General features: G+C 72.7%; 20 protein-coding genes. 13 read left to right on the forward strand and 7 right to left on the reverse strand.

Annotated elements, in window-relative coordinates; translation table 11 throughout:
* Nucleotides 1–9: 9 nt before the first annotated feature.
* The 3 genes from LZ495_RS08515 to LZ495_RS08525 all read right to left on the reverse strand — a co-directional run bounded on the left by LZ495_RS08515 (nucleotide 10) and on the right by LZ495_RS08525 (nucleotide 2793).
* Nucleotides 10–1164: an ROK family protein gene (locus LZ495_RS08515; protein ID WP_235051397.1), complete on the reverse strand. Its 1155-nt coding sequence runs from the start codon at nucleotides 1162–1164 to the stop codon at nucleotides 10–12.
* A gap of 61 nt (nucleotides 1165–1225) precedes the next feature.
* Nucleotides 1226–2035, reverse strand: a complete 810-nt coding sequence (locus tag LZ495_RS08520; protein WP_235051398.1) for a GntR family transcriptional regulator — start codon at nucleotides 2033–2035, stop codon at nucleotides 1226–1228.
* Between the two features lie 218 nt (nucleotides 2036–2253).
* Entirely contained in the window at nucleotides 2254–2793 is a 540-nt protein-coding gene (locus LZ495_RS08525) for a GNAT family N-acetyltransferase (protein WP_235051399.1), read from the reverse strand.
* Nucleotides 2794–2949: 156 nt separating this feature from the next.
* Between LZ495_RS08525 and LZ495_RS08530 the strand changes: the two genes are divergently transcribed.
* The 3 genes from LZ495_RS08530 to LZ495_RS08540 all read left to right on the forward strand — a co-directional run bounded on the left by LZ495_RS08530 (nucleotide 2950) and on the right by LZ495_RS08540 (nucleotide 6258).
* Entirely contained in the window at nucleotides 2950–3807 is an 858-nt protein-coding gene (locus LZ495_RS08530; RefSeq protein ID WP_235051400.1) for a DNA alkylation repair protein, read from the forward strand.
* Nucleotides 3804–4241 (forward strand): MmcQ/YjbR family DNA-binding protein, encoded by a 438-nt coding sequence (locus tag LZ495_RS08535; protein ID WP_235051401.1) that lies wholly within the window; start codon nucleotides 3804–3806, stop codon nucleotides 4239–4241. The genes LZ495_RS08530 and LZ495_RS08535 overlap by 4 nt, the downstream gene beginning before the upstream one ends.
* Before the next feature lie 406 nt (nucleotides 4242–4647).
* The gene (locus LZ495_RS08540) at nucleotides 4648–6258 is read left to right on the forward strand and encodes an ABC-F family ATP-binding cassette domain-containing protein (RefSeq protein WP_235051402.1); all 1611 of its coding nucleotides are present in this window, start codon (nucleotides 4648–4650) and stop codon (nucleotides 6256–6258) included.
* A 102-nt stretch (nucleotides 6259–6360) separates the two neighbouring features.
* On the opposite strand, the gene LZ495_RS08545 is transcribed toward LZ495_RS08540, so the two are convergent.
* Complete coding sequence (locus tag LZ495_RS08545; protein WP_235051403.1) at nucleotides 6361–7329, reverse strand: esterase/lipase family protein; 969 nt, start codon at nucleotides 7327–7329, stop codon at nucleotides 6361–6363.
* 235 nt (nucleotides 7330–7564) lie between these two features.
* Between LZ495_RS08545 and LZ495_RS08550 the strand changes: the two genes are divergently transcribed.
* Nucleotides 7565–8563 carry an ADP-ribosylglycohydrolase family protein gene (locus tag LZ495_RS08550; protein ID WP_235051404.1) on the forward strand — a complete coding sequence of 333 codons (999 nt, stop codon included), beginning with the start codon at nucleotides 7565–7567 and terminating at the stop codon, nucleotides 8561–8563.
* 12 nt (nucleotides 8564–8575) lie between these two features.
* Here the strand turns inward: LZ495_RS08550 and LZ495_RS08555 are convergent, their stop codons facing one another.
* Nucleotides 8576–9073 carry a hypothetical protein gene (locus tag LZ495_RS08555; RefSeq protein ID WP_235051405.1) on the reverse strand — a complete coding sequence of 166 codons (498 nt, stop codon included), beginning with the start codon at nucleotides 9071–9073 and terminating at the stop codon, nucleotides 8576–8578.
* A 224-nt stretch (nucleotides 9074–9297) separates the two neighbouring features.
* Between LZ495_RS08555 and LZ495_RS08560 the strand changes: the two genes are divergently transcribed.
* From LZ495_RS08560 to LZ495_RS08590, 7 genes are all read left to right on the forward strand, one after another.
* Nucleotides 9298–10182, forward strand: coding sequence for an SCO4651 family lipoprotein (locus LZ495_RS08560; protein WP_235051406.1), 885 nt, complete (start codon nucleotides 9298–9300; stop codon nucleotides 10180–10182).
* An 892-nt stretch (nucleotides 10183–11074) separates the two neighbouring features.
* Nucleotides 11075–12487, forward strand: coding sequence for an SDR family NAD(P)-dependent oxidoreductase (locus LZ495_RS08565; RefSeq protein ID WP_308267816.1), 1413 nt, complete (start codon nucleotides 11075–11077; stop codon nucleotides 12485–12487).
* Nucleotides 12488–12489: 2 nt separating this feature from the next.
* On the forward strand, nucleotides 12490–14406 hold the full coding sequence (locus LZ495_RS08570; protein ID WP_235051407.1) for a glycosyltransferase family 2 protein: 1917 nt from the start codon (nucleotides 12490–12492) through the stop codon (nucleotides 14404–14406).
* 84 nt (nucleotides 14407–14490) lie between these two features.
* Nucleotides 14491–15654, forward strand: a complete 1164-nt coding sequence (locus LZ495_RS44750; protein ID WP_235051408.1) for an LCP family protein — start codon at nucleotides 14491–14493, stop codon at nucleotides 15652–15654.
* Between the two features lie 59 nt (nucleotides 15655–15713).
* A complete protein-coding gene (locus tag LZ495_RS08580) occupies nucleotides 15714–16751 on the forward strand; it encodes a phage baseplate protein (protein ID WP_235051409.1) in 1038 nt (345 codons plus the stop codon).
* A 67-nt stretch (nucleotides 16752–16818) separates the two neighbouring features.
* Nucleotides 16819–19053 carry a hypothetical protein gene (locus tag LZ495_RS08585; protein WP_235051410.1) on the forward strand — a complete coding sequence of 745 codons (2235 nt, stop codon included), beginning with the start codon at nucleotides 16819–16821 and terminating at the stop codon, nucleotides 19051–19053.
* 58 nt (nucleotides 19054–19111) lie between these two features.
* Complete coding sequence (locus LZ495_RS08590) at nucleotides 19112–21013, forward strand: glycosyltransferase family 2 protein (protein ID WP_235051411.1); 1902 nt, start codon at nucleotides 19112–19114, stop codon at nucleotides 21011–21013.
* A 160-nt stretch (nucleotides 21014–21173) separates the two neighbouring features.
* On the opposite strand, the gene LZ495_RS08595 is transcribed toward LZ495_RS08590, so the two are convergent.
* Nucleotides 21174–22097: a LysR family transcriptional regulator gene (locus LZ495_RS08595; RefSeq protein ID WP_235051412.1), complete on the reverse strand. Its 924-nt coding sequence runs from the start codon at nucleotides 22095–22097 to the stop codon at nucleotides 21174–21176.
* 113 nt (nucleotides 22098–22210) lie between these two features.
* Between LZ495_RS08595 and LZ495_RS08600 the strand changes: the two genes are divergently transcribed.
* The gene (locus LZ495_RS08600) at nucleotides 22211–23425 is read left to right on the forward strand and encodes an MFS transporter (RefSeq protein ID WP_268822493.1); all 1215 of its coding nucleotides are present in this window, start codon (nucleotides 22211–22213) and stop codon (nucleotides 23423–23425) included.
* A gap of 18 nt (nucleotides 23426–23443) precedes the next feature.
* Here LZ495_RS08600 and LZ495_RS08605 read toward each other — a convergent pair whose 3' ends face one another.
* On the reverse strand, nucleotides 23444–25510 hold the full coding sequence (locus LZ495_RS08605) for a catalase (RefSeq protein WP_235051413.1): 2067 nt from the start codon (nucleotides 25508–25510) through the stop codon (nucleotides 23444–23446).
* A gap of 256 nt (nucleotides 25511–25766) precedes the next feature.
* Between LZ495_RS08605 and LZ495_RS08610 the strand changes: the two genes are divergently transcribed.
* Nucleotides 25767–26339 (forward strand): hemerythrin domain-containing protein, encoded by a 573-nt coding sequence (locus LZ495_RS08610; RefSeq protein ID WP_235051414.1) that lies wholly within the window; start codon nucleotides 25767–25769, stop codon nucleotides 26337–26339.
* Nucleotides 26340–26341 lie beyond the last annotated feature (2 nt).

The raw sequence follows: 26341 nt of genomic DNA on the forward strand, positions 1-26341 counted from the left end.
CCGGCCTGGTCAGGAGTACGCCGCGCCCTCGTGGTCGATCGGGAACAGCCGTTGCTCGGCGCGGTCGAGGGCGATGCGCAGGGCGCCGAGGGCGATGCCGTCGGCGCCCAGGGCGGACAGTTCGACGCGCGGGAGGCGCAGGCAGAAGCGTCCCAGTTCGGTGCGCAGGGGTTCGACGACGTCGTCGATGCCCGCCGCCCAGCCGCCGACCACGACGATCTCGGGGTCGAGGGTGAGCACCATGGCGGTGATGTCGTGCACGAGGCGCTGCACGAAGCGGTCGACGGCTTCCTTGGCGACCGGGTCGCCGGTGCGGGCGAGCCGGAAGACCTCGGCGACGGCTTCCTCGTCGAGCGGGACGAGGGGCGTCCCGGTGGTCGACAGGAGGCTTTCCGGGGGCGCTTGGCGGCCGAGGAGGTGCAGGGCGCCGATCTCGCCGGCCGCGCCGCCGAAGCCGCGGTGCACGCGGCCGCCGATGAGGGATCCGGCGCCGGGGCTGAGTCCGGCCAGGATGTAGACCACGTCGTCGGAGCCGGCCGCGACGCCTTGCCAGCGCTCGCCGATCGCGGCGAGGTTGGCGTCGTTCTCGACCAGGACCGGGCAGCGCAGCGAGCGGGCGAGGCGGCCGCCGAGGTCGGTGCCGGTCCAGCCGGGCAGCGCGGCGCTGAAGGTGACGACGCCGTCCCGGTCCACGATGCCGGGGGTGCCGACGCCGGCCGCCCAGAGCCGGTCGCGCGGGATGTGCGCGCGGCGCAGCAGTTCGGCGATCGCGGTGCGGGTGCGGTCCAGGCGCTCCTCGGCGCCGACGTAGTCGACGGGACGGCTGTGCCGGGCCACCACGCGGCCGGTGAGGTCGGCGAGGACGCAGCGCACTTCGCGGCTGCCGATGTCGACGCCGAGCAGGTGGCCGGCCTCGGCGTGGAAGCGGAAGCGGCGGGCCGGGCGGCCGCGGCGGCGGGCGTCGGGGCCGTCCGGTTCGGCCTCGACCACGAGGCGCTCGTGCAGCAGGCCTTCCACGACGCCTTCGACGGTCGGCCGGGACAGGCCGGTGGCGTCCATGAGCTCGGTGACGGTCAGGTGCGCGCCGCCGCGCAGCGCGCGCAGGGTGGCCGCGGAGTTGATGCGGCGCAGCAGCGAGGAGTCTCCGCCGGTGAGTCCGGTCACGGGCGCGGTCTCCTCTCTGGTGCGGCGCGTCGGCGGATGCTACCGGACCGGGGCGACGCGATCACGAGGCCGAGCGGGTGCCCATCGCCATGGCCGGGACGGGCGGCGCGCCGGGGCCGCCGCGTCTGCCCTCGGTGGCGTCGCCGTGGTCGCCCAGGACGTCGCCGAACGCCAGTCGGCAGGTGTCCGCGCGGTACGTGGCGACCGCGAGCGCGGCGGTGCGGCCCTGGGCGGTGTACGAGGTGGTCACGACGAGGACGGGGGTGCCGGGCGGACGTTCGAGGAGCCGGGCTTCCTCGGGTTCGGCGACGCCGACCTCGACCGACCGGGTGAGGCCCTGCAGCGGGTGGTGGCGCAGGTGGCGCAGGACGAGGGCGGCGCGGCGGTTGTCGCCGAGGAGTTCGGGGACACGCGGCACGATCGCGCGCGGCACGTACAGGCATTCGATGCCGACGGCCTGGCGCATGGACAGCTGGCGGCGCCGGATGCGGTGCACCATGGCGCGCGGCCGCACGCCGAGCTGGGCGGCGAGGCGGCCGGGGACCGCTGCGGTGGTGCCGTCCACGAGCTGCCGGTCGCCGAGTTCGATGCCGGGCCAGCCTTCGCCCTGGGTGCCCAGCGCGATGTCGACGCGCGGTCCGGCGACCACGGTGCCGGCGCCGCGGCGGCGGCTGAGGCGGCCTTCGAGTTCGAGTTGCTCGAGCGCCTGGCGCAGGGTGGCCCGGGCGACGCCGAATCTGGCCGCGAGGTCGCGCTCGTTGGGGAGGCTCTGGCCGGCCGTGAACTCGGATTCGATGGTCTGCACGAGCACCGTGCGCAGGTGCCAGTACTTCGGTTCGGCCGCCACCTCGACGGTCGCCGTCGTCGCCATGCCGCCCCCCTGGCGGGATTTACGCTTCCCGCTTTATTAAAGGTGCTTGGACTTATCCCCGGCGACAGTACGCAGGTCCAGACCAATGGTCAAGGAACGCGGCGGTGAACTCCGCAGCTGTCCTGACGGACCGTCAGGACAGCTGCGTGTCCGGGACGTGGCCCCCGGGTGTCCGCCGGGGTGGCCGGGCGGGGGCTCGCGGGGCGTCCGGGCGGGGCTCAGAGGTCGCGCACGAAGCACACGCGCGGCAGTCCTTCGCCGTCGTAGTGCGACTTCACCGGCACACCGTCCACGTCGGTGTCGCCGTCCTCGAGCCGGAAGCCCATGCGGGTGTGGTAGGCGACGGACGCGAGGTTCGCGGGGCCGGTGATGCACCGCACCCGGGTGCGCCCGGCGGCCCGCGCGAGTGCGAAGAACCGCTCGTACAGGGCGGATCCGAGCCCGGCGCGCTTGTGCTCGGGGGCCACGCCGACGAAGTGGATGTACGCCTCGTCCGGGCGGTCCTGCGACAGGAAACCGACGAGGAACGCGACGAGCCGGCCGTCGGCGTCGTCGACCACGAAGGACGTACTGGTGAAGTGCTGCAGGAACAGCCGCGGCACCAGCAGCCGGCGCTGCTGCGCGCCCGCTTCGCCGCCCAGGCCGCCCCACCAGTGCGTGAGGCCGTCCTGGATGCGGGCGAAGTCGTCCTCAGTAGGGCGGCGCGCGGTCAGCCCTCCGGCGAGCGCCTCGGGGGTGCGGGCGGGGCTCAGGGTCATGGGGTGCTCCTCGGAGAGGTCGGTCGGACCTTCCTTCCTATCGGAGGCCTCGGACCTGCGACGCGGCCGGTGGGAGGCACAGGCGGCCCCGCAGCCGGACACGCCCGGCCTGCCGATATCCGCACCGCTGTCGGCCGGGTGCGATAGGCAGGAGTGATGACTTCGACCGCTGCCCACGAACCGGCCGACCTGCCCGTCCGTATCGCCGCCGCGATCGATGCGGCGCTCACCGCGCACGCCGACCCGGTGCGCGCCGAGGGCGCCAAGCGCTACCTGCGCAGCGAGCTGGCGCACTACGGGGTCGCGGTGCCGGACGTGCGGGTCGCGGTCCGTGCGCAGCGCAAAGCGCACCCCGCCCTCCCGCACGACGGAATCGTGGCGGTCGCGCGCGCGTTGTGGGTGGAGCCGGTGCACGAGAGGCGCCTGGCCGCGTGCCTGTGGCTGGAGGCGTACGCCGACCGCCTGGCCCCCGCCGACACCGCGCTGCTCGCCGAGCTGATCGGCGAGTCGGGCACGTGGGCGCTGGTCGACGTGCTGGCCGGTTCGGTGGCCGGGCGGCTGCTGCTGCGGCATCCGGAGGCCGAGCCGGTCTACCGGGCCTGGGCCGCGCAGGACGAGATGTGGCTGCGGCGCTCCGGGGTGCTGGCGTTCCTGCTGCCGGTGCGCTCGGCCGCGACGTACCCCCAGTGGTTCCCGGTGCTGGGCGAGGTGGCCGATCCGCTGCTGACCGATCCGCGGTTCTTCGTGCGGAAGGCGATCGGCTGGGTGTTCCGCGAGGCGTCCAAGCACCACCCGGAGGACGTGGTCGACTGGATGCGGCCGCGGCTCGACCGGGTCTCCGGCCTGACGCTGCGCGAGGCGCTCAAGCGGGTCCCGGAGGAGGACAAGGCTCCGCTGCTGCGGGCCTTCCGCGGGGCGGCCGGCCCGGCCGATCCGGACGGCAACGGCGACGGCGACGGCGACGGCGACGGCGACGGCGACGGCGACGGCGACAACAGCACCGACGAGGAATGAGCACGGAGGCAGCGATGGCGCAGGGCAAAGCAGGCCAGGCGGGCAGGGCAGGCAGGCCCGGCAAGGGCAAGGCGGTCACCAACGCGGAGCTGCGCAGCATGCTGCTCGCGCTGCCGGAGGCCGAGGAGGTGATGGTCGAGGCATGGGGCCATCCGACGTACCGGGTGCGGAACAAGATGTTCGCGTCCACGTCCGAAGGCTCCCCCACGGTGTGCCTGAAGGCCGCCAAGGAGACCCAGCAGGCGCTGCTCGCCTCCGACCCCGCGACCTTCACCTTCCCGGCGTACGTCGGGCGGCACGGCTGGGTGGATGTGGCGCTGGCCACGGTCGACCGCGGGGAACTGGCCGAACTCGTCGCCGAGGCCTGGCGGTTGACCGCACCGAAGCGGCTGGTGAAGGCGTACGACGAGGAAAATGCCTTGCCGCGTCCGTGAGCGTCGCCTAACGTCGTGATCAAGCCGGTCCGCCGGCCGGACGCCTTCCGAGGTGCCCGCACGTCACTTCTGTACGCCGCTTCGAAGGAGATAGGCCGTTGCTCTTCTGAGGTTGGAGACCGCACCCGCACCGCGGAGCCCCGGGATCGCTGGATCCCCGGGTGGCCCGTGCGGCGGCGCGATTCCCGACCTCGGCATAGAGCCGCCTGCCTGATTTCGTCGTACGGCATCCCCGGCCAGGCCGTCGCCACGGTTTCCCCGTGCGGCCTGCGTCCGGACCCGGCGCCCTGAGCGCCCCGTACCTCCCCCTCGGCACCGGCACCGCGCCTTTTCCGGTCGTGTCCCGCGCCCGCGTGTCTCCCCCCGCCGCCCTGTTTCCCGTGCGAGCGCCCCCGGAGGCCGCCTCTTGTCTACTCCTCATGCATCCATCGTCTGCACCTCCCTCGACTTCGCCTGGTCGGACGGCACCTCGGTGTTCTCCGGTTTCGACCTGTCCGTGGGTCCCGGCCGCACCGGCCTGGTCGGCCTCAACGGTGCCGGGAAGTCCACTTTGCTGCGCCTGATGGCCGGCGACCTCGCTCCGACCGGTGGTTCGGTGCGGATCACCGGCGAATTCGGCTACCTGCCGCAGAACCTCACCCTCGACACCTCGGCGCGCGTGGACGAGGTCCTCGGCATCGCCGAGGTGCGCGCCGCGCTGCACGCCATCGAGAAGGGCGAGGTCGACGAGGCGCACTTCACCGCGGTCGGCGACGACTGGGACGTGGAGGAGCGCGCCCTTGCCATGCTCGACCGGCTCGGTCTCGGGCGGCTCGGGCTGGACCGCACGACCGGGGAGCTGTCCGGCGGCGAGTCCGTACTGCTGGGCCTGGCCGGGCAGTTGCTGCGGCGTCCCGACGTCCTGCTGCTCGACGAGCCGACCAACAACCTCGACATCGAGGCGCGCGAGCGGCTCTACGACGCGGTCGAGTCGTGGGGCGGGCTGCTGGTCGTGGTCAGCCACGACCGCGGTCTCCTGGAGCTGGTCGACCAGATCGCCGACCTGCACGATGGCGAAGTGCGCTGGTATGGCGGCACGTTCAGCGAGTACGAGCAGATCCTGGAGGTCGAGCAGGACGCCGCGGAGCGCCAGGTGCGCTCCGCGGAGTCGGACGTCCGCCGGCAGAAGCGCGAACTCGTCGAGGCCCAGGTCCAGACCGCGCGCCGGAACCGCCAGGGGCGCAAGGTCGAGGAGAGCCGGAGCCTGCCCAAGATCCTGATCGGCGCCCGCAAGCGCCGCGCGCAGGTGTCGGCGGGCAAGTTGAAGTCGGTGCACACCGAGCGCCTCGCCGAGGCGCGCGACCGGCTGACCGAGGCCGAACAAGCGGTGCGCGACGACGACTTGATCCGCGTCGACCTGCCGCTGACCGCGGTGCCCGAGGGGCGCGGCGTCGTCGCGCTGCAGCAGGTCCGGCTGCAGTACGGCCCGCGCGTCAAGATGGACATCCGCGGCCCGGAGCGGATCGCGCTGGTCGGCCGCAACGGTTCGGGGAAGACGACACTGCTGCGGACCATCGCAGGGCTGCTGCCCCCGGCGGCCGGCGAGGTACGGCGCGAAGTGCCGCTCCGCTACCTGCCGCAGCGCCTGGACCTGCTGTTCGACGATCTGTCGATCGCGGAGAACGTCGGCCGGTTCGCCCCGGCGGCGACCGACAACGAGATCCGGGCGCGGCTGGCGCGGTTCCTGTTCAAGGGCCGCCGGGCCGACCAGAAAGCCGGGACGCTGTCCGGCGGGGAGCGCTTCCGGGCCGCGCTGGCGGCGCTCATGCTCGCCGAGCCGGCCCCGCAGCTGCTCCTGCTGGACGAGCCGACCAACAACCTCGACATGTCCAGCGTCCGGCAGTTGACGACGGCGCTCGAGTCGTACCAGGGGGCGCTGATCGTGGCGAGCCACGACGTGCCGTTCCTGCGCGACATGGGTGCCACGCGGTGGCTGCGGCTGGACGAGGACGGGCTGACCCGGGTCGACCCGATGTAGGCCGGGCCCCCGGACTCCACCGGATATGAATGCGGCTGCCTGCCACCCCGCCCCGGCCGGGATGGCAGGCAGCCGCTGTCCTTGCGCGTGCCTGGCGGCCGGTCAGCCGCCGAACACCGGGAGGACCAGCGCGCAGGTGCGCTGCTGGTGGGCCGGGTCCAGCGCGTTGAGCACCTCGCGCAGCGCCACGCGGTCGTAGATGAGCGCGAGGTGGTCGGCGAAGTCGAGGATGCAGCGGTCCTGGACGACGATGTTCTTCGCGTTCGGACCCTTGAGGAAGCTGTACGTGTAGGGCGTGACGACCTCGTCGAACTTGCTGGCGATCACGGTGTACTGGACACCGGGGACGGTGTCGCCGCCCGCGTTCAGCGCGTTCAGGAAGTCCGAACCGGCGGCCTGCTGGCCGCAGGCCGTGCAGACCAGGTCGAGCAGCTCCGCGGACCACGGGAAGGCCGTGGCCAGCCTGGTCAGGCCCCAGAACTCGGTGCCGTAGTTCGACGGCGCGAGGCCGACGAGCGCACGCACCTTGTCCTCGCCGCCGAGGTTCTGGATGAAGTACCGCGGCATCATGCCGCCTTGCGAGTGCCCGACGATGTCGACCTCGGCGGCCCCGGTGGCGGCGCGCACCTTGTCGACGAACGCGGCAAGTTGCGCGGCGCTGGTCGGGATGTCGCCGTAGCCCTGGAAGAGGCCGCCGGGCTTGCCGCCGTAGTCGAGCGCGAAGACGCAGTAGCCGTTGTTGGCAAGCAGCGGCGACAGAGTCTGCCAACTGTCGGTCATGTTGCCGAAGGTGCCGTGCACGAGGACCACGGGGTACGGGTGCGCGGCGCTCGGCTTGCAGGAGAAGTCGTTCGATCCGACCGGCGCCGAGCCGGGGTTCAGGAGCTGGGCCGCGATACCGGCTGCGAACGAGTACGGCACGGGGTACTTCGTGGCGGCCGCGGCAGTGCCGGGCAGCGTCCAGGCCAGACAGGCCGCGAGCAGGGCGACGGCCGCGCGGCGCAGGCCGCGGGCCCGGGCACGAACCGGCGTACGGAACGCCGTTCGCTCATCGGTACGACGAAACGGCATGCGGAAGGGACGGACCGCACCGGGCATGAACGACCTCCACATCGACGGGAACAGCCGTACAGCCGGTGACCCCCGGCCAGGGTTACCGGAGGTTACATACGGGGCGCGGCGACTGCAATGCTGCCCGCCGGTTGGTTTGCGCGGGGCCCTTCGCCTGGTTTGCGCAGATGCTTCGCCCCGATTGGGTGCGATATTTCGTCCGCCCGATCCACCTGGCATGCCAGGATGTCGGCCGATGACATCTCCGATACCGACAACTCCCACAGACTCCCCCTCTGACATCACCTCCGACTCCGCCCCCGACTCCGCGTCCGGCCCGACGCCCGGCCCGACGCCCGGCTCGGCGTCCGATTCCGTCGCCGCGAGCCGCGCCCGCGACTCCCTCCTCGCCCTCTCCGTCGGCGACGCGTTCGGCGCCCAGTTCTTCGTCCCGGAGAACCTCCCGCGCCTCCGCAACCGCCAGCTGCCGCAGGCCCCTTGGCCGTGGACCGACGACACCGAGATGGCCTGCGCGGTATACGCCGAACTCGCCGTCCAGGGGCACATCGACCAGGACCGCCTCGCCGCGTCCTTCGCCCGGCACCACGACTTCGACCGCGGCTACGGCCCCACCGTCAACCGCATGCTGCGCCTGATCCGCAAGGGCCGCCCCTGGCGCGAACTCGCCGCGGAGCCCTTCGAGGGCACGGGCTCGTGGGGCAACGGCGCCGCGATGCGGGTGGCCCCGCTAGGCGCCTGGTTCGCGGACGACCCGGCCCGCGCCGCCCGCGAGGCCGCCGCCTCCGCCGCGGTCACCCACCAGCACCCCGAGGGCATCGCCGGAGCCGTCGCCGTGGCCGCCGCCACCGCGCTGGCCTGCCGCCCCGGCCCCGTCGACCCGGCCGCCTTCATCGCCGCCGTCGCCACCGCCACCCCGCCCGGCCTGGTCCGCCAACGCCTCCACGCCGCAAGCACGTTGGCCGGCCGCACCGACCCCGCCCAAGTCGGCCGCACCCTGGGCAACGGCCGCCGCGTCAGCGCGCCGGACACCGTCCCCTTCACCGTCTGGGTCGCCGCCCACTACCCGGACAACTTCGAGGCGGCCCTGTGGGCCACCAGCTCCGCAGGCGGCGACGTCGACACCACCTGCGCCATAGTCGCCGGCATCCTGGGCGCCCGCGTGGGCCCCGACGGCATCCCCGCCGCGTGGCGCCGGGCTGCCGAGCCCTTGCCGGCCTGGTCCACGGCCACCTGACCAGCCGAGCAACTACCCGCGGGGCACGACCCCGTGGTCGTTCTCCGCCGAGCGCCGCACGGACTCCGCCCAGTCCTGCCAACGGGCGGGGTCCGTGACCAGGTACATCCAGAAGATCGCCACATCGCCGTCCAGGCTGTCGGGCACCCGCTCGAGGTATTTATCGACCACGTAGAACGTCGCCAGGTACGCCTCCTCCAGCGTCAGCCTTGCAGGCAGGGGGTGTTCGGCAGCGCCGCGCCCACCCGCACGGCACTCCGGCACCGCCCTAAGCGCGGCCCGCTCGTCGTGGGGGTCGACCCCCTTGCCATTGGCGAGCCCCAGGCGCACGGCATCCGTCCAGTCATCCCAGCGCCCCGGGTCGTTCGCGAGATACCGCTGGAGGCCGACAAGAGCCTCGGCCGGAGTGTCCCCTTCCACTTCGACGTACGTGGTGACCATGTAGTACGCGGCCACATACGCCTCGTCCAGGGTGAGTTCCGCAGGCAAAGGCCGTTCCGTCTCGTCCACGCCCCCATGATCGCCCACCCGCCGCCGCACACCCGGAGGCCCGGACATCGCACCGCACTCCGTCACGCCGCCACGCCGTCACCTTGGCCGGCGCCCCAGCCTGCCCCGACCCCGCATGCGAGATGGGCCAACCGTGCTGTTAGGTTCCGTGGTCGCCCTGACCTGGGACCGATTCCCGGGTGCTCATCCGAAAGCAGTTGGCCCCCATGCGCCACCGTTCCGCCGTGTCAGCCGTCGCGCTGGCCGCGGCAGCCGTCGTCTCCCTGTCCGCCATGACCGGCTGCTCGGGCGGCGGTGGCGGCGGCAAGGCCGCGGAGGCCTCAGCGTCGGCCGCGGAGTACCGCGAACTGGGCGCCAAGGACGTGCTCGCGGCGGTCCGGGCCGCGACGTCGGCCCACGTGTACACGACGGAGTCGTTCGGGGACGCGTCCCTGACCGGGACCAAGGTGACGGTCCGGGTCGGCGCCGACGGCGCCTCCGAGATCGAGCGGACGTTCACCCGCGAAGCCATCGAACTGGTGGGCGAGGACCCGGCGCAGGGGCTCAACACCCTGACCGTGCGCAGCGTCGGCGGGCAGCACTACATGCAGGCCCGGCTGATGGACCCGAGCGCCAAGTCCGACTGGCCCAAGCCGTGGATGCACGTCGACCTGGACGCGGCCGGGGGCGCGCTGGCCGACGCCGCGCGCGAGGCGTTCGCCGGCGGATTCCGGATCCCGGCGTCGGCGGTCTGGCCCATCGTGCTCATGGCCTCCTCGCCGGACACCCGGGCGACCCGCCAGGGCACACCGGGCGTCGACGAGCAGTGGATCTTCACCGGCACGGTCACCACAAGCGAACTCGAGGCGTACGACCTGGCCGAGCTCGACCTCACGCAGGCCGGGCGGGACCAGCTCGTCAAGGCGCTGCCCGGCAACGAGTTCACGGTCGCCCTGTACACGGACGGCCGCGGCCTGCCGCAGCGCATGACCCTCGCCGGGCAGATGCGCGGCAGGGACGGCGAGGTCCGCGGTTCGCGTGTCGACGTCACCTTCAGCCGCTGGAACGAGCCGGTGGCCATCACTGCGCCCCGCCCGGACGAGACGTTCGAGGCATCCGACCTGAAGTGAGAATGGGCGCGGCAGCGGCGTCTCGACTGACGGGTCGAATTCGCCGGGCCGCTCGGAGTTCGGCTCGGAATTTCGGCTGTGTGGCCTCGGTATCGCCGCGTCGCGGTGGAGGGCGGGACCTGCGCGGGATACGGCCACAGTCGGCGGATCATGCATTTGCGCTGGTCAGGGCACTCAAGCCGGGCATGGGGGTCGGCCGGGTAATCGCTGACGGTGCTTTGCGCGGCAGTCCGCGACGCCGCAGAAAAAGGCCAGGAACGGAAAATTCTGAATTCCGCATCGTGCGGAAGTTTCGCGAGCCCGGCGGCACCCCTGCGGCGGGGGCCCGACGGGCCGCCACCGCAGGTCGGGACGGCGACGCCCCGCGGGCGGGTCCGGCGCCGCGCGCTGCGGTCACTTTTGCGGATGGACTTCGCCGAACTGGCGGAAGCAGCATCTTGGGGGCGCGTGCACCGCGGCGCCCGGCCGGCGCTCTTGGTGGGGCGAACGGCACTGCCCCGTAGGGGCGATCGGCAGGGCCGAAGGCCCCGGGAGGCGTTCGCGGTCGACCCCGCGTGCCCCTCGGATTGGATCGGACCATTTTCAGTATTGGTCCAGACCATGTGGCGCATCGAAGATCACCGTGCGCACACGGGAGATATCCCCTCAGTTGCAGGACTCTTCCCGCGTCACATTGGTTTCAGTGGCGCTCATCACATACGCGTGAGTATGGTGACGATTTGTCCGGGTTTGCGAAGGAAGCCAGATGTTTGTTTGTGGTTAACCTTGCTTTCCCTTTACCCAACTGACTGTTCACACGGGGCGATAACGCGTGTCTTCATCCGGATCATCCGCATCTGTCCTTCCGGACGCCTCCCCCGCGGAGGTCGAGGACGCGCGGCCCACGGTCGCGATCATCCTGGCCGGCGGTGTCGGCGAACGCGTCGGGCTGCCGATGCCCAAGCAGCTCGCCAAGGTGGCCGGGAAGCCGATCATCGAGCACACGCTGACCGTGTTCGAGTCGAGCCCCGACGTGGACGAGATCATCGTCATGATGGCCGCCGGGCACGTGCCCGCGGTCCAGGACATCGTGCGCCGGTCGGGCTTCACGAAGATCAGCTGCGTGGTCGAGGGCGGCGCCACCCGCAACGAGTCGACCGAGCGCGCGCTCGACGTCATCGGCGACCGCGAGTGCAACGTCCTGTTCCACGACGCCGTACGGCCGTTCGTCACGCACCGCATCATCGCCGAGTGCGTCGCGCAGCTGCGCGAGTACGAAGCCGTCGACGTGGTGATCCCCTCCGCGGACACCATCGTGGTGGCCGACGGGCCGGTGCTCGCCGCGATTCCGCCGCGGGCCAGCTTGCGCCGCGGCCAGACCCCGCAGGGCTTCCGGCTGTCGACCATCCGCAAGGCGTACAAAATCGCGGCCGGCGACCCGTCGTTCGCCGCGACCGACGACTGCGGTGTGGTGCTGCGCTACCTGCCCGAGGTGCCGATCGGCCTGGTCGCGGGCAGCGCCGAGAACATGAAGGTCACCGAGCCGGTCGACCTGTTCATCGCGGACAAGCTCTTCCAGCTCGCCGCGCACCAGCCCCTCCCCGGACACCCGCCGGCCGCGTACGACGAGGCGCTGCGCGGCAAGACGCTCGTGGTGTTCGGCGGCAGCTACGGCATCGGCGCCGACGTCGCCGAACTGGCCGCGAGCCACGGGGCCGACGTGTTCGCGTTCAGCCGCAGCGACAGCGGTACGCACGTGGAGAACCCCGAGCACGTCGAGGCGGCGCTCGCCGAGGTGCACGCGAAGACCGGGCGCATCGACTACGTGGTCAACACCGCGGGCGTGCTGCGCACCGGCGAGCTGGCCGACACCGACCACGCCACCATCGAGGAGGCGCTGCGGGTCAACTACCTGGCCCCGGTGCACATCGCGAGATCGGCGTTCCCGTACCTGGCGCACACCCAGGGCCAGTTGCTGCTCTACACCTCCAGCTCGTACACCCGCGGCCGCGCGGACTACAGCCTGTACTCCTCCGCCAAGGCGGCCGTGGTCAACCTGACCCAGGCGCTCGCCGAGGAGTGGGCGCCGCACGGCGTGCGCATCAACTGCATCAACCCGGAGCGCACCCGCACGCCGATGCGTACGCGCGCCTTCGGCGACGAGCCGGCCGACACCCTGCTGGCCTCCGGCGAGGTCGCGAAGGTGTCCGTCGACACGCTGATCTCGGCGCAGACCGGCCACGTCATCGACGTGCGCCGCGACGACCCGATGCGCGCCCAGGTGCCGCAGGCGCGGACGGCGGTCGCCGCGGATGTAGCGGGCTGAGCATGCGTGTCACGGTCGTGGTGCCCGTGCACGACGTCGGTCCGCACTTCCGGCCGTGCCTGGAGTCCCTGCGCGCGCAGACGCTGCCGCGCGAGGACTTCGAGGTCGTCTTCGTCGACGACGGTTCGGGCGACGGCAGCGGTCGCAGGATGACGGAGGAAGTGGCGCTCAGCCGCAACCTGCGCGTCGTGCAGCTGCCGCACACCGGCGGCCCGGGCGCCGCCCGCAACACCGGACTCGACCAGGCACGCGGCGAGTTCGTGCTGTTCGTGGACGACCGCGACCGGCTGGCTCCCGAAGCCTTGGAGGCGCTGTACGCCAAGGCCTCGGCCACGGGCGCGGACATCGTCGTGCCCAGGACCGCGGGCCACGGCCGCACCGTCCCGCAGGACGCGTGGGCGGTGCCGCTGGACCACGGCCACCTGCTCACCCATCCGCAGCTGGCCGCCGCGCTGACGCCGCGCATGCTGTTCCGCCGGTCCTTTCTCCAGGAGCAGCAACTCCGCTTCGCCGAGGGCCCGGTACCGCTCGGCGGCGAGGCGTTCGCGCTGCGCGCGCACCTGACCGCGCGGTCGGTCGCGGTGGTCCACGACCGGGTCTGCTACCACCGCGCCCAGCCGGTACGCGGGCTGCCCGCCGCGGCCGACGGCAGCGGAGCGCCCGATGCCGGGCATGCCCGGGCGCTGTCGGCGTCCGGGCTGTTCGACCTGCTCGACTGGGCGCTCGAAGCCGGGCCGGTCAAGGACCAAGTGGCCGCGGTCTGCTACCGCAGCGCGCTCCTCGACGCGCTGCCCGAGCACGTCAAGCGCACGCCCGGGCCGGCCCTGGCCGACCTGGTGGGCCGCTGGTCCGAGGTCGCCAACCGGCGGGTGGCGCCGTCCGCGGACGCGTACCTGCCGATGTTCGCCCGGGTGCGTTCCGCGGTGCTGCGCACCGGGCGCCCGGAGGCGGTCGCGGCGCTCCTGGAGGCGGAGGCGGGCATCACGCACCAGCCGTGCCTGGACGGTGCGGAGTGGCGCGGGGGGCGGTTCACCGTCGAGGTCTCGACCCACCTCGTACGCCACGTCAAAGGCCGCGCCCCCGAACCGGTGCGCTTCGTGCAGGACGGCGACCACCTGCGCTGGGACCTCCCGGCGGGCCTGGCCGCGCTGCCCGGCGTCGCGCAGGCCGCGGCGGCCACCGGTGAACTGCCCGCGGCCCGGCTGCGCGCGGTGGCCCGGCACCGCGAGCTTGGCGAAGAGCTCGTCCTGCCCGGCGAGCACCTTCTGACCGCGGTGCAGTTGGGCCGCAACGCGCAGGGGCTGGCGACGTTCGCCCTGCGCATCGACGCCACCTCGCACTTCGACCCCGTGCCGCAGCACGGCGCGGTCCCCGCCGGCCTGTGGGACTTCTCCGCCGAACTGGCGGTCTGCGGGCACACCGTAGTCCGGCGGCTCGGCAACCAGCGCGGCGTGCTCGTGGACGCGCGCATGCGCGTGGCCTTCGTCCCCGGGCCGACGTTCGTGGACCCGTACTGGACCAACAACGACTTCCTCACCGTGTGGGTCTCCCCGACCACGTACGCCCCGCTGCGCAAGGGGCTGCGCGAGGCGGAGCGCAGCCTGGTCCGCGCCGACGGACAGCAGGTGTCGGTGCAGATCCCGCTCGAACTCGGCGGGCTGCCCGAGCCGGTTCCCGTCGTGGTCTCGCTGACCGCTCCGGACGCCCCGGCCGCGCATTGCCGCGGCGTGATCGACGCGCCCGCCGCGCCGGACCTCGCGGTGCTGCGGTTCACCGTGCCGGTCGCCGAACTCCCGGTCGCCGCCGAGGCGGCCTGGCGGCTCGGCGTCGGCAGGGACACGACCGCCGCGGACCTGCGCCTGAACCTGCGCTACCACGCGCCGGACGGGCGCTGGGCCGTGGAGCGCGTCCCGCAGTGACGGCTTCGCCGCCGCCGTGATCCGCCCCCGCCATCCGTCTTCCCGACCTCCTCGTACCGCTTCCCCCCGACCAGATGAGTCCCCGTGTCCTTTGAGCACCAGCCCGATCAGCCGACGTCCGACGCCGCGGCCAGGCCCGCCGACGACGCTTCCGCGGCCCCGGCGGCATCCGCCGCGCCGGAACCCGCGGAAGGCGGCCGCCGCGCACGCCGACGTGCCGAGCGCCCGCGGCGCCGGTGGCGCAAGCCGCTGCTGATCACGCTGTCGCTGCTGCTCGTGCTCCTCGGCGGTGCCGCGGGCTGCCTCTGGTACACCGTCAAGCAGCTGGACGGCAACATCAAGCGGGTCGACAACGCCCTGTCCCGGGAAGGCCTGCCCATCGAGGCGGGCCCCCGCCCGACCGCCGACCCCGCGGCCGGCAAGGCGATGAACATCCTGCTGGTGGGCTCCGATTCGCGCGGTCCGGCGACGACCGGCAGCGACGCGGGCGGCGACATCGAGGCGTCCCGCGGCGACCGCACCGACACGATGATGCTGCTGCACATCCCGTCCGACCGGTCCGCGGTCCGCGCGGTGTCGCTGCCGCGCGACCTGTGGGTGCCGATCCCCGGGCGCGGCGAGGCCAAGCTCAACGCGGCGTTCTCGTGGGGCGGCCCGCAGCTGCTCGTGGCGACCATCGAGAACCTCACCCAGGTCCGCATCGACCACTACGTCGCCATCGACTTCGACGGCTTCAAGAACATGGTCGACACGCTCGGCGGCGTCGAGGTGACGCTCAAGAAGGCGACCCACGACCCGTCCCAGAACGTCGACTTCACGGCCGGGGTCAACAAGCTCGACGGCACCCGCGCGCTGCAGTTCGTGCGCCAGCGGCACGGCCTGCCGCGCGGCGACTTCGACCGGATCGTGCGCCAGCAGCAGCTGCTCGGCGCGATCGCGAGCAAGGTACTCGGCGACGGCGTGCTGAGCCACCCGCTGCGCACCAAGGACCTGCTGGAGTCCCTGACCAAGTCGATGACCGCGGACCGCGGCTTCGGATTCACCGATCTGATGGGCCTGGCCAACAGCCTCAAGGACGTCAAGGACGACGACCTGGAGTTCCGCACCATCCCGACGTCCGGCACCGGTACGCGCGAACGCCAGAGCGTGGTGCTGCTCGATGCGGCCCGCGCGCAGGTGCTCTTCGCCGCGGTCCGGGTCGACGGCCCGTGGCCGGCCGCGCCGAAGAACGAGACCTGGCAGCCGTGACCGGTCCCGTCCGTCCAGCCGCCGGCCGGCCGGTGCCCTCCGGGCCCGGCCGCCGTGCCGTGCTGCGCTCCGCAGCCGCGGCGGCTTCCGCGCTGGCCGTGGCCGCGTGCTCGGGACCGGGGCGGGCCGGGGCGCCGGAACCGCAGTCGACCCTGCTGCCCGACTCGCCGCGCTTCGACCTGGACGCCGCACCCGGCACGCTCTTCCGCGAGCAGCCGCTGGCCGGCACCGACACGATCATGCAGTCGTTCGCCTTCGACGATGCGGGGCAACGCCTGTACGCGGTCCAGGTGCTGGACCGGGCGTCCGGCGACCTGACGGTGTCGCGGCTGACCTGGGACGGGCGGCTGGACGGCGCGATGGAGCTGCGCGGTTTCGGACACGGGACGCAGATCGGCGCGGAGCGTGCCGACGACGGCGAGCTCTACCTGTGGGTCGAGTCGCACGCTGTGGCCTCGGACGTGCCGGGGGCCTCAGCGTGGGGCACGCGGATCACCCGGCTGCGCTTCGCGGACGGGGACGCCGTCGACAGCGGCGCGGAACGCGAAGGGGACCGCTCCTTCGACCTGGTCCCCGGCGCCGGCAGCGTCTCCTGCGCGACCGACCTGGCTCACGGGCAACTCGCGCTGCGGTTCCACCGCGACGGCCTCATGTGGTTCCGCGTCTACGGCCTCGCCGACCTTGTGCACGGCCACGGTTCGGTGCGCTGCGAGATCCCCGAACCGCCGCTGCACGTGAGCGAGGCGAACCCGCGGCCGAGTCCGCAAGGGTTCGCGCTGTACGGCCGCTACCTCTACACGCTCGAAGGCGACGCGTACGGCAGCGCAGGTTCGGAGCCGCCGGTCGGCAACACCTACATCACGTGCACCGACCTCGGCGTGCCCGGCGGGCGCAAGGTCGCCGACACGCTGGTGGCCGCGTCCGCGCACCTGCGGCACCGCGAGCCCGAGGGCCTGGCGATCCAGCGTTCGGGCGGCCCCATGATGACCGGCCGCGCCCGCCTGGCCGTCGGCTTCGCCTCCTACTCCGGGCCGGCGGACCGGCCGGTCCGGCTCGCATCGGTGCACACCTTCCCGACCCGGGCCGGTGCTCCGTGACCACCACCGCCGCACGCCGCACCGCCGCACGCCCAGCCGTGACCGCCCCCGACCAAGGAAACCCCCGATGAGCAGAGACCCCCGCGCCCCCCAGGCGACCGGCACCGACCCGAGTGCCGACGGCACGACGCGCCGCGTCGCCATGGTGGTCGCCGCGAAGAGGTTCGTCGGCGTCGAGCGCCTGCGCGGCCTCGTGGCGACCGCGGGGCTGGTCGGCGGCAGCATCGCGCTGCTGGTCGGGGCGCTCATGCCGCAGGTCTGGGTGTTCCTGGCGGCCGCGGTCGTCAGCTACGTCTCCGACCTGTACCTGCACGTTTCGGACCCCGGGTTCATGCGCAAGCTGGGCCGGTTCCGGCTCGGCGTCACCGTCCGCTTCCTGTTCCGCAGTTCGCTGCTGCTGATCATCATGGCGCGGGTCGGCTGGGAGCACCGCCAGCTGTTCGACGTCGCGACGATCCTGCTGCCGCTGCTGTTCATCGCCCAGGTCACCTTCACCGGCATGCTGTCGGTGGTACGCCGCCGCCGCGCGCTGCCGGTCGCCACCCGCAACATCGTGCTGGGCCGCCTGCGCATCGCCGATGCCCCGCCGCAGTGGCTCATGCAGGGCTACGGCCGCCAGCTGCTGCACCTGGAAATCCTGGGCGTGGCCGGTGTGGTGGCCACGCTGGCGGTACGGAACCCGTGGTGGGCGCTCGGCGGTCTCGGCGCCGCGCTGGCGGTGCGCGCCGGGCTGCTCCTCGCACTGCTGCCGCACCTCGCGCGGGCCATGCGCTTCCCCAGCCGCAACAACGTGCTGCGCAAGGTCGACTACTGGTTCGCGCAGCACCGCCCGGAGGTGGTGCTGTACTTCAGCGGCTCGAAGGACTCCGCGTACCAGATCAACATGTGGCTGGCCACGCTCGAACAGCTGGACCAGCGCGCGGTGGTGATCCTGCGCGAGCGCCACACCCTGGACAACCTGGCCACCACGTCGCTGCCCGTGCTGTGCGTGCCGAGCGCGGTGCACCTGATGAACATGGACCTGTCGTCGGTGCGCGTCGCGCTGTACCCGGCGAACGTCGGCAAGAACATCCACATGCTGCGCGAGCCGCACGTCAAGCACGTGTTCATCGGGCACGGCGACAGCGACAAGATCGCCAGCGTCAACCCGTACAGCAAGGTGTACGACGAGGTCTGGGTGGCCGGCCCGGCCGGCCGCGAGCGCTACGCGACGGCCCAAGTGGGCGTCCGCGACGACGAGATCGTCGAGGTCGGCCGCCCGCAGCTGTCCCAGGTGCACACCGGCCCGCGGCAGGCGCCGGTCCCGACGGTGCTCTACGCGCCCACCTGGGAAGGCTGGACCGACGACCCGGGCAACACGTCGCTCATCACCGCCGGTCCGGGCATCGTCAAGGCACTGCTCGGCTCGCCGCTGCCGGTCCGCGTCGTCTACAAGCCGCACCCCTTCACCGGCACCCGCGACCGCAAGGCCAAGGACGCCCACCTGCAGATCACCAAGATGCTCGACAAGGCCAACGCCCGCCTGGGCGCGGGCGAGCGCGCGGACCAAGAGGCGGCCGCGCACGCACAGGGCATCCTGGCCGCGATCGAGGACGACCTGGCCGAAGAGCTCGAGCGCGGCCGCAGCGAGCGGGCGGACGACGCGCAGCGTTCGCGGGACAGCGCCCCGGGCTCCGGCCCGCGCGCGGACCGCGTGGCCGCGCTGCAGAGCGAGCGCGACCGCGAGTACTGGACCGCGGCCGGGCCGCTGCGGCACCACGTGGTCGGCGCGTACCCGCACTTGTACGCGTGCTTCAACGAGGCCGACATGCTGATCAGCGACATCTCCAGCGTGGTCGCGGACTTCCTCGCCAGCGGCAAGGCGTACGCGCTGACCGACACCGCACGGATCGGCGCGGACGAGTTCCGGGCCCGCAATACGGCGGCGCGCGCCGCGTACCTGCTGCAGCCCGACAAGAAGCGGCTCGCCGCGGGCGTGCGGGCGCTGGTGGAGCTGCTGCACGACCGCCGCGACGACCACTTTGCCGAGGACCGCGACCAGCTGCGCGTCTATCTGCTGGGGCCGGACCACCCGGATTCCCGGACCAGGTTCCAGGCCGCGACCACCGACCTGGTCGCCCGCTCCGCGGAGCGCGCCCGCGTGTTCGAGGAGCAGGACGAACGCGAGCTGGCCATGAGCGGGTTCACCGAGCTGTTCACCGACGACCCGGACGCCGACCCGCAGCCCGGACACGACGCGGCGGCCGCACCCGAACCGCAAGCGGTCCTGTACGGGACCGTGCTGCAGAGGCACCAGTCGTGACCGGCCGCCCGAGCCCTTCTTCCCCGCACCGCCGCATCCCGGAAAGCTGGAGCACCGCATGATCAAGGTCACCGTCGTCGTCCCGGCGCACAACTCCGGCGAAGCCATCCTCGTCGGACTGGAGGCGCTGCGGCGGCAGAGCCTGCCCGACCACGAGTACGAGGTCATCTACGTCAACGACGGCTCGACCGACGACACCGGCACCATCCTGGAGAAGCACACCGCGGGCCTCCACAACTTCCGCGTCCTGCACATCCCCAACTCCGGTTGGCCGGGCAAGCCGCGCAACCTCGGCATCGAGGAGGCCCGCGGCGAGTTCATCTACTTCGTCGACGACGATGACTGGATCGAGCCCGAATCGCTGGAGCGCCTCTACAACAAGGCCGTGGCGAACGACTCGGACATCGTGGTGCCCAAGATGGTGGGCCACGGGCGCAGCGCGCCCCGCGAGACGACGTCCTACCCGCTGGACGCCGGACATGTGGTGACGCACCCGATCCTGCTCGGCTCGATGTCGGTCCTCAAGCTGTTCCGGCGCTCGTTCCTGCTGGAGAACCACCTGCGGTTCGCCGAGGAGAAGGTCCGCCTCGAGGACGACATGTTCATGCTGCGCGCCCATCTCGCCGCGCGCCGGGTGTCCGTGCTGCACGACTACACCTGCTACCACTCGGTCCGCAACGAGGGCTTCGGCAACATCTCGTTCTCGAAGCTGGACCCCTTCGAGTACTTCCCCAGCGTCGGCATGGTCTTCGACATCATCGACCAGCACCTGGCGCCGGGAACGGTCCGCGACAGCTTCATCGCCCGCTGGTACCACGTGAAGATGCTCAACCAGCTGGACGAGCGGATCCTGCGCCACGAACGCGGCTACTACCTCGACATCTACCGGGTCATCCTCGACCTGGTGAACACCCGCATCCCCCCGCACATCGACAGCCACCTGCCGGCGAACCTGCGGGTCCGGTCCGCCGTCCTGCGCTCCGGCGATCCCGACCTGATGCTGAAGCTCGCCGCCTGGGAGGCGAACACCAACCACCAGCCGCGCATCGAGTCGATCGGCTGGCGCGACGGCTCGCTGCACGTGGCCATCAGCAGCGACCTCGCCCGCTTCGCGAAGGACGGCACCGCCGACCCGGTGCGCTTCCTGCACCGCGACGGCCGGATCCTCTGGGACCTGCCGTCGTCGCTGCTGGCCGTTCCCGGAGTGGCCGAGGCACGCGACGTCACCGACCTCCTCGAGACCGTCAAGATGCGTCCGTTCGTGCGCTACCGCGACGTCGGCGGCGACCTGTTCGTCCCGAAGTCGTACGCGCTCGCCTGGCGTCCGCTCGGCCACAACGCCCAGGGCGAGCAGACGTTCGCGCTGCGCGTGGACGGCCAGGCGCGCATCGACCCGCTGACCACCAATCACGGTGCCCCGATCAGCGGCATCTGGGATGTCTTCGTGCTGGTCGAGGCGTTCGGCTGGGGCAAAACCCGGCGCCTCGGCGACAACCGCAACAAGATGGTCGACGCGCAGGTCCGCCCGGCCTTCCTCGGCCCGCACGGCGTCTTCGTCAATCCGTACTGGACGAAGCCGTACTCGAACCTGAGCCTCACCGTCGACTCGGGGTCGCTGAACACGCTGCGCGGCGCCGCCCGCGAGATCGAAGAGGCCACGGTGACCGGCACGCCGCACGGCGTCGCGGTCTCGCTCCCCCTCGAAGTCGCCCCGCTCGCCGCGCCGGTGTCGCTGCTGGCCTGCCTCACCGACGAGAACAAGCAGACGGTACGCATCCCGGCGCTTCTGACCGACGCGCATCCGCCGGCCTCGCCGCGCCTGGACTTCACCGTCCCGGCGCACGTCCTCAACGGCCGGGGCCCGTGCCGCCTGTCCGTCGAATACTTCGGACGCGGCGGCGACTTGGGCCTCAGCCTGGCGCCCGACCGCACTCCCGGGAGCTGGTACCTGACGCGCTAGGCCGTGTCTGCCGGATCTTGATACCGCTCACGCGCCCTGGCACATCACCTCGCGGCGTTGCAGGACCTCGCAAGTACGACCGAGTACGAACTTCGGCCCTGCGCCTTGCGATGCAACGCACCAGAACACACGAGCGGCACCAAGATCCGACAGACACGACCTAGCCGCCGACGGAGGCAGGGTCGGCTGCGGTGGCGTCGCGGAGGGCGCGGGCGAAGGCGGCCACCCTTGCGGAGGGGGCCGCACCGCTGCGCAGCCAGGTCAGCGCCAGGGCCGATTCGGGCAACCCGGTGACCGGGACGAATACGAGGGACCGCCGCGCGTGGTACTCGGCGGTCGGGCGGCACAGGAGCATCGCGCCGCGGTCGGCGGCGGCCATGCTGAGGCCTTCCTGCAGGGTGCGGACGGCCGGACCGCACGGGATGCCGCGTCCGGACGGGGTGAGTTCGGGCGCGTTGGCCCGGCGCCAGTAGCCGGGTGCCGGTCCTGCGACGGTGATCAGTTCGCAGGCGGCGAGTTCCTCGGCGTCGATCACATCGCGCCCGGCGAAGCGGTGGCGTACCGACACGGCCAGGGTCTGTGCCTGGCGGGAGAACACCGGGCCCACTGCCACGTCGGGTTCCTCTGCCGGGAGCATGACGACCGCCGCGTCGACCTCGCCGCGGCGCAGCGGCCCGAAGGGATCGTTCAGCGGCACCTCGCCGATCTCCGCGGCGCTGCCGGGGTGGCGGGCCTCGAAGGCTGCGACGGCCTCCATGAGCTGGTCGTTCGCGGTGCCTTGGAAGCCGAGCCGCAGGACTCCGGCGACCTCGCCGGCCGCCGCGCGGGTCTCGTCCAGGGCGCTGTGCAGCGCCGCGTACGCGGGTGTCAGCTGCGTACGGAAGCGCTCGCCGAGCGGCGTCAGGCGGACGCGCCGGCTCGTGCGCTCGACGAGGCGTGCCCCGACGCGGTGCTCGAGCGCGCGCAGGAGCTGGCTGACCCGGCTCTGCGAGATGTAGAGGCGCTCGCCGGTGCGCCCGAAGTGCAGCTCTTCGGCGAGCGCGAGGAACGCCTCGATCTCCCTGATCTCGATGCCGCCTGCCACGCCGTACCGCCTTTTTCTGCCGTCCGGGCTCGCCGGGACCGATGAGCCGTACTCATCGAAAGCATGAGAGATCGCCCGTTGTTCCGCGTCCGCCGGGGCGGTTGCCTGGCGGCATGGCTCTTACCGATCACGTCGAACCCTTCGATCACCCCGGACCCTCCGATCGCCCCGATCGGCCCGGCCATTCCGTGCGGCGCGGCTGGACCGCCGCCGCGGTCGTCGCGGCCGGGACGTTCACCGTCGTCACCTCCGAGATGCTGCCCGTCGGCCTGCTCACCCCGATCGGCGGCGCGCTCGGCGTCTCCGAGGGGACCGCGGGGCTCACCCTCACCACGACCGGCCTGGCCGCGGCCGTCGCCGCGCCCGTGCTGACGCCGCTGTTCGCCCGGTACGAGCGGCGCCGCGTGATGTGCCTGCTGATGGCGCTCGTCGGCGTCGGCAACCTGATCGGTGCGTGGGCGCCGAACTTCGCCGTGATGACCGGCGCCCGGGTGCTGGTCGGCATCGGGATGGGCGGCGTGTGGGCGCTGGCGGCCGGCATCGCGGTACGCCTGGTTCCGGCCCGGTCCGTCGGCGCGGCCACGTCGCTCGTGTTCAGCGGCATCGCGGTGGCCTCGGTGCTCGGCGTGCCGGCCGGGGCGTTCATCGGTGAATGGCTGGGGTGGCGTGCGGCGTTCGCGGCCGCCGGGGTCCTGGGGCTGCTGGTCGCCGCCGCGCTGGCCGCGGCCCTGCCGGCGCTGCCGCCCGAGACCGCGCGCCCGCGGCTGACCGCACCCCTCGCGGACGCCCGGGTGCGGGTCGCGCTGACCGTGGTCGCGTTGCTGGTGACCGGGCACTTCGCGGCCTACACCTACGTGCGGCCGGTGCTCGAGGAGGTCGCGGGCATCCGTCCGGCGCTGGTCGGCGTGCTGCTTCTGGGATACGGACTCGCGGGCGTGGTCGGCAACTTCGCAGCCGGAGCAGGCGCGGCGCGATCGCCGCGCGGGACTTTGCTGGTCCTGTCCGCTCTGCTCGCCGCGACCGTGTTCCTCGTCCCGGCACTCGGAGACTCCGCGGTCGCTGCCGCGGTCCTGCTGGTGGCGTGGGGCCTGGCCTACGGCGGGGTGTCGGTCGGCGTGCAGAGCTGGTTGCTCGCGGCCGTCCCCCAGGCACGCGAGGCGGCCTCGGCGCTCCTGGTGGGCGTGTTCAACACCGCTATAGCCCTCGGCGCCTTCACCGGCGGCCGGGCCGCGGACGGCCTGGGCACGTCGTCGGTGATGTACATCGGCGGCGCGGCAGCGACCGCCGCGGCGATCGTCCTGGCCGCCACGCGCAGGCGCCCGCGATGATGCCGACCGGCCCCCGCGTCAGCCGCGTGCCGGGCGGTCCCAATGCCGGGACGCCGCGGCGTCGGCGAAGTTCGCCGCCACTTCCTCGGCGGTGAGGCCGGGGTCGGCGACCACGCCGGGCGCGTCGTCCGGCACCCCGGCCGCGGACAGCACTCCGGCGCCGAGTCCGACCGCGCCGATGGCCTTGCCGTGCCGGTATGCCTCGGCCACGAAGCGGAGGACGTCGTCGTCGGTGGCCAGGCGTTCCACGGCATCGCCGCCGCCCGGCACCACGACGGCGTCGTACAGCGGCGAGTCGACCGTGGCGAGCGGGCGCCGCACGACGTCCTTGTCGGCTCCGGTGGCCTCGGGGTCCAGGCTCGCCGGGTCGGCGGCGACGATCTCGCAGACCGCAGCGCGGGCGTAGAGCGCCTCGACGACCGGCACCAGTTCGGCCGGTTCGGTCCCGGAGGCGGCCAGGACCGCCATCTTGCGGGTGGCGATCCCCAGGTCACCGCCCAGGGTGTCGAGGCTCAGGGACGGGGACGGCTCGGGGGCCGGCGTCTCCAGGACGGCCGGGCGGTCCAGGCCGAGGCCGTCGGCGACGCGGCCGGCCAGCTCGGCGTCGACGTGGGCCAGTTGGGCGACGACGTCGCGCCGGATCTCGGCGGTCTCGCACTTGCCCAGCTCGAAAGTGAAAGCCGCCACGATGTGGTCGCGCTCCCAGCCGGCCATGCTGCGCCAGAACAGCGCCGCCTGGCTGAAGTGGTCGGCGAAGCTCGGGCTGCGCCGCTTGACCTTCTCGCCGTCCACCCGCTCCTGGGCGTGCCGGTACCCGTCCTCGGGGCCGGCCGCCGCCGGGCAGCCGAAGCCCAGGGTGTTGCGGCTGTACGCAGTCTGCCCGACGTCGATCCGCGTCTGGTGGTACCCGTCGCGCTGGTTGTTGCGGACGTCGGCGAGCGGCCGGTTGACCGGCAGTTGCGTGAAGTTCGGCCCGCCGAGCCGGATCAGCTGGGTATCGAGGTAGGAGAACAGCCGGGCCTGCAGGAGCGGGTCGTTGCTGAAGTCGATGCCCGGCACCACGTGCGCGGTGTGGAAGGCGACCTGCTCGGTCTCGGCGAAGAAGTTGTCCGGGTTGCGGTCCAGCACCATGCGTCCGAGCGGCGTGACGGGCACCAGTTCCTCGGGGATCAGCTTGGTGGCGTCCAGCAGGTCGAAGTCGAAGTCGTGCTCGCGGGATTCGGGCACGAGCTGCACGCCGAGTTCCCACTCGGGGTACGCGCCGGCCTCGATGGCCTCCCACAGGTCGCGGCGGTTGAAGTCCGGGTCGAGACCGGCGATCCGCTGCGCCTCGTCCCACACCAGCGAGTGCACGCCGAGGCGGGGCTTCCAGTGGAACTTGACGAACGTGCCAGTGCCGTCGGCAGCGACGAACCGGAAGGTGTGCACGCCGAAGCCCTGCATCGTGCGGTAGCTGCGCGGCAGGGCCCGGTCGGACATCGCCCACAGCATCATGTGCGTGGTCTCGGGCTGGTTGCGGACGAAGTCCCACAAGGTGTCGTGGGCCGACGCGGCCTGCGGGATCTCGTTGTGCGGCTCGGGTTTGACCGCGTGGACGAAGTCGGGGAACTTCGCGCCGTCCTGGATGAAGAAGACCGGCATGTTGTTGCCGACCAGGTCGAAGTTGCCCTCGTCGGTGTAGAACTTCACGGCGAATCCGCGCACGTCGCGCACGGTGTCGGCGGATCCGCGCGAGCCGGCCACGGTGGAGAAGCGGACGAACACCGGGGTGCGCCGGCCGCCTTCGGCGAGGAAGTGCGCGCGGGTCAGCTCGGGGTATGCCGCGTACGCCTCGAAGTAGCCGTAGGCACCGGCGCCGCGCGCATGGACCACGCGCTCGGGGATGCGCTCGTGGTCGAAGTGGGTGATTTTCTCGCGGAAGTGGAAGTCCTCCAGGAGCGAGGGCCCGCGGTCGCCGGCCCGCAGCGTGTTGTCGTCGTCGTCGACCGGTACGCCCTGGTTCGTGGTCAGCCGTCCCTCGGGGTCCGCCTCGCGGGCGGCTTCGAGCTGCTCGTCCTTGCGGTCCCGCCCGGTGTCGTTGCCCATGTCCGGGTCTCCTCGCGATGTCGGCGGCGCGGCTCCCCTGCGGGGGCGCGGCTGCGGCCCGGTCGGGCCGGCAGCGCCCAGCGGCTACCCGGGAAGGCCCCGGCGAACCGGACGGGTGGGAGGCGGGCGGTGCGCAGCGGGAAGCGGAATGCGGGAAACCTCCGCGGGAGTGCGCGTGTGGCGGAGGCGGGCGGCGGGCAGCGGCCGAGCGAGTGTGCGGCGTCCGGCCGTACGCCTGTGCAGGACAGGACCCGCGATGACGCACGGACTCGACATGATCGCCGAGCTGACCGCCGACCACCACGAGATCGAGCAGCTGTTCCAGCGGCTCGAAGCGCTTCCGCACGGGGATCCGGGCAGGCGCGCGCTCGCCGACGCGGTCACCCTCGAACTGGTGCAGCACGCCGTCGCGGAGGATGAGTACCTCTACCCGGCAATCCGCGCGTGCGTGCCCGGCGGCGCTGCGCTGGCCGATCAGGCGGCCGCCGTGCATGCCGAGGTCGAGCGGATCCTGCGGGACCTCGAAGGGCGTCCCGCTGACGAACCGCGGTTCGACGTGCTGGTCGCCCAGGCGGCGCTCCTGGTCCGGACCCACATCGAGGACGAGAAGGCCTTGGTGTTCCCGCGTCTGGCCCGGTCCTGCGACGCCGAGTACCTCGCCGGGCTGGGAAGCCGGATGAAGTACGCCAAGACGCACGCCTCGGGCCCTCCGCATCCGCACACCGGCCGTCCGCGCGCGGACAGGATGCTCGCGCCGGGACCGGGGCTCGTCGACCGCGCCCGCGACATGATCGCCGGCCGCGGGCGGTCGACGGGCGGCCGGCCGTGAGC

Origin of the sequence: Yinghuangia soli (assembly GCF_021502675.1) — a bacterium.
Lineage (GTDB): Bacteria > Actinomycetota > Actinomycetes > Streptomycetales > Streptomycetaceae > Yinghuangia > Yinghuangia soli.

Excerpts from the sequence above, each read along its gene's own strand:
- LZ495_RS08520 (WP_235051398.1), bottom strand. The coding sequence starts at position 2,035 with ATGGCGACGACGGCGACCGTCGAGGTGGCGGCCGAACCGAAGTACTGG.
- LZ495_RS08525 (WP_235051399.1), bottom strand. The coding sequence starts at position 2,793 with ATGACCCTGAGCCCCGCCCGCACCCCCGAGGCGCTCGCCGGAGGGCTG.
- LZ495_RS08530 (WP_235051400.1), top strand. The coding sequence starts at position 2,950 with ATGACTTCGACCGCTGCCCACGAACCGGCCGACCTGCCCGTCCGTATC.
- LZ495_RS08535 (WP_235051401.1), top strand. The coding sequence starts at position 3,804 with ATGAGCACGGAGGCAGCGATGGCGCAGGGCAAAGCAGGCCAGGCGGGC.
- LZ495_RS08545 (WP_235051403.1), bottom strand. The coding sequence starts at position 7,329 with ATGCCGTTTCGTCGTACCGATGAGCGAACGGCGTTCCGTACGCCGGTT.
- LZ495_RS08550 (WP_235051404.1), top strand. The coding sequence starts at position 7,565 with ATGACATCTCCGATACCGACAACTCCCACAGACTCCCCCTCTGACATC.
- LZ495_RS08570 (WP_235051407.1), top strand. The coding sequence starts at position 12,490 with ATGCGTGTCACGGTCGTGGTGCCCGTGCACGACGTCGGTCCGCACTTC.
- LZ495_RS08585 (WP_235051410.1), top strand. The coding sequence starts at position 16,819 with ATGAGCAGAGACCCCCGCGCCCCCCAGGCGACCGGCACCGACCCGAGT.
- LZ495_RS08590 (WP_235051411.1), top strand. The coding sequence starts at position 19,112 with ATGATCAAGGTCACCGTCGTCGTCCCGGCGCACAACTCCGGCGAAGCC.
- LZ495_RS08600 (WP_268822493.1), top strand. The coding sequence starts at position 22,211 with ATGGCTCTTACCGATCACGTCGAACCCTTCGATCACCCCGGACCCTCC.
- LZ495_RS08605 (WP_235051413.1), bottom strand. The coding sequence starts at position 25,510 with ATGGGCAACGACACCGGGCGGGACCGCAAGGACGAGCAGCTCGAAGCC.
- LZ495_RS08610 (WP_235051414.1), top strand. The coding sequence starts at position 25,767 with ATGACGCACGGACTCGACATGATCGCCGAGCTGACCGCCGACCACCAC.